The following is a 2870-nucleotide window of genomic DNA, read 5'->3' on the forward strand; positions in this document are numbered from 1 at the left end:
TTGTATCTGATAGAGAAAACCCTAAAAACCAACGGTAGGCAATATTCATCCTAATCTCCTTTTCCAATTGACGCTCAGAACGAATACCATAAAAATAGCCAATAAACATCATCTTAAATAAAACGATAGGATGGATTGACGGACGTCCATTGTTTCCGCAATAATAAGGGCGTAACTTCTCCTCGATAAAATCAAAACTAATTGTCGCTTCAATCGCATGAAGGAAGTGATTTTGTGGAACCAACTCTTCTACAGAAACAGATACATGCTCATCACGATGATTTTTTAAAGCACCCATCATAAGAGATCTCTCCGTTTCCTCTTTTTTATCAGTGTTGACACATAAAAAGAGGTTCAGACACAAAAATAGGCTGTGGAGAAGACTTTCTCCACAGCCTGAAAGGAATACTTTTTAAAAAGAGTATTCCTTTTTCAGTGCTCAAATTTTAAGCCGTATTGCTTTGAATCAATTACTCGAATGTTATCCCTGCACTGGCGAATCCTGTAATAGCACTAGCTATATCTAAACCACCAATTGGAGTTGATGAAACAACAAGTAATATCATCTCTTGTGGAGCGACCGCAATTGTTTCTGGTTGAATGCCACTCGCAGTAGTACCGATAGAAATAACAGCGCCACTCAATGCTGGTGTTAAATGTAACGGCGTACCTACTGGAGTGAAGGTATTACTTCCTGCTGGTGCTTTGTACACTTGCATTGTAATCTGTATGCTTCCTACTAACACTGAAGCCGCTACTGCTACACTAAAGAATCCTGCTAACGAGGTAATTGTACCTGCGCGAGGAGCTACAAATGCGAAATCAAAAACTGGAGGTACCGATAAAGGGTCTATAATAATTGGTCCACCACTTGCGATTACAGGGAAATATGAACTTCCAAATCCAAGAAGTGCTCCTGTATTTAATGCCTGCCCCAGAACAGTTGTTAATCCTACTGGTATTATACCTGATGCATACGGAATGACCGCTCCTGTCCCTGTTGCTCCTGTTGCTCCTGTTGCTCCTGTTGGGCCTGTTGCTCCCGTTGCTCCCGTTGGACCTGTTGCTCCTGTTGCTCCTGTTGCTCCTGCTCCTGTCGGGCCTGTTGCTCCTGTTACCCCTGTTGCTCCTGTTGCTCCTGTTGCTCCTGCTCCTGTCGGGCCTGTTGCTCCTGTTGCTCCTGTTGCTCCTGTTGGGCCTCCTCCTGGAGTAGCACCGATTAATTGAGTTAATAAATTTAATAGAAGTTGTAAACTTGCAGGATCAATAATTAAAGAGAAGAAGAATGATGCAAGAGCACTATAGAATTGTTCCAATAAGGAAAGTAATTTGCTTAAATCTGGATTAGGAGATTGTAATACATTGATAATACTTTGAATTAATTGTTTTAAGAAATTTCCTTCTGGAGAAGGTGCTAACTCATTTAGCAAATTCAATAGTTGAGTAAACAAATTGAGTAAAGCTAATCTGTTTGCGTCACTTGGATTTGCAAAAAATGCTGCAATAGCCGAAACTAAAGAATTTAGTATAGTGATTAATCGTCCTAATTGATCGGTAGTAATTGGAACAGTTTGTGGATTATTGCAACATTCTGGAGTGAAAACTATCGGATTGCAGTTATTATGACCAAAACAATTGTTATTTGACATTTATTTCCTCCTTACTTGTCTTATAGTTGAGTGTTTTCCTATTATAAGAACCATAAAAGTGTACAAAGAGTTATGTTATATATTCACTTAAAATAGGAAACATGAATTATAATTAAACTTTAAAACGACATTTAATTATGTTCATGACTCACATATTAATTATATGTTTTTAATAATTGACTGCTTAGATTAAACACCTAAACTTAAGAGTTTATTTTATTTTTCCACGTTTATCTATTAGGTCCAAAAGCACATTTTCATTTAAAAATTAAAACATAAATAAATCATTAGCATATATTCCACAAGTAACAACATCATTCTTTCAAATAATTAACAATGATACCTTTACTAATATTGTTTTCCTTCTATAATCATGAAGCCGTTTCTATTATAAAAAACTTTCATACAATATAGTGGACAAGTTATTCTATACTTCGTTCAAAAAAGATAATTAAAGGTGTGAAATTTAATTGCCAATCATTCAACCATTTATGGCTTCTAGGAGCTGGAACAGGAACAGGTGCAGCTTTTGCGATTGCTGCAACAGCTTGCTTAAACGATGCCGGTACTACTGCAACTGCCTTTCCGACTTTTACATATTACAACAACCTCTATGTAAACGGCATAATTCAACCTAGCGTGAACTCCAGTGTCACCACAGGTCCTACTGGCGCTATTACAATTCCTGGCGGAGATGCATTAGACGGAGGGATCCCAATAACAATTGAATTTATCGTCACTTAATTTTAACTAATATAATTTAGAACAAAAAAGACAGATTCCTTTTTCCATTAAGAATCTGTCTTTTTTAATTAATAATAATAAATTGTAATATAATTGATGACCCTTGCGAAGGTGGTTGATTATCCAATAAAGTTAGTTTACCAGTACTAACTTCATAAAATGGTTGTGGTTGCATAATTCCATTAATAAACAAATTTATATATGAAACCTCACTAGGTGATAATATATTCGTTGTCCCATATTGAGCTATCCCATCTGTATCTGTAAATATAAGTTTCTCTCCATCTGCAAAAGTATAATATAATAAAGTGAAACTTTTAATCAGTGGGGGGTTTTGTTCATCCTCCACTGATTATTAGTTGAACCAATCGGGCTTTTACGGGCAGTTGATCCCCCACCTAACTTCTTTACTTTCGCTGAATTTTGAGGTGGGGGGTCTTACTGCCCGTTAATGCGGGATAAATTGGTTGTTGTTAT

Annotated in this window: 2 protein-coding genes and 2 pseudogenes; 1 reads left to right on the forward strand and 3 read right to left on the reverse strand. The window is 36.6% G+C overall.

The window, feature by feature from the left end; genetic code table 11:
* On the reverse strand, positions 1-301 hold a 301-nt coding region (locus tag CDB3_RS12055), incomplete at its 3' end, for a transposase (protein ID WP_142263486.1).
* Between the two features lie 169 nt (positions 302-470).
* Positions 471-1649 carry an exosporium glycoprotein BclB-related protein gene (locus tag CDB3_RS12060; protein ID WP_128854655.1) on the reverse strand — a complete coding sequence of 393 codons (1179 nt, stop codon included), beginning with the start codon at positions 1647-1649 and terminating at the stop codon, positions 471-473.
* Between the two features lie 470 nt (positions 1650-2119).
* On the opposite strand from CDB3_RS12060, the pseudogene CDB3_RS12065 reads away from it, so the two are divergent.
* Positions 2120-2393, forward strand: a pseudogene (locus CDB3_RS12065) (DUF4183 domain-containing protein).
* Positions 2394-2457: 64 nt separating this feature from the next.
* On the opposite strand, the pseudogene CDB3_RS12070 reads toward CDB3_RS12065, so the two are convergent.
* A pseudogene (locus CDB3_RS12070) lies at positions 2458-2715 on the reverse strand (DUF4183 domain-containing protein); the annotation flags it as partial.
* Positions 2716-2870: the final 155 nt, after the last annotated feature.

The sequence above is a fragment of the Bacillus sp. CDB3 genome, from assembly GCF_002081505.1.
Lineage (GTDB): Bacteria > Bacillota > Bacilli > Bacillales > Bacillaceae_G > Bacillus_A > Bacillus_A cereus_AT.

Coding starts and splice junctions, on each gene's coding strand:
- CDB3_RS12060 (WP_128854655.1), bottom strand. CDS start 1,649: ATGTCAAATAACAATTGTTTTGGTCATAATAACTGCAATCCGATAGTT.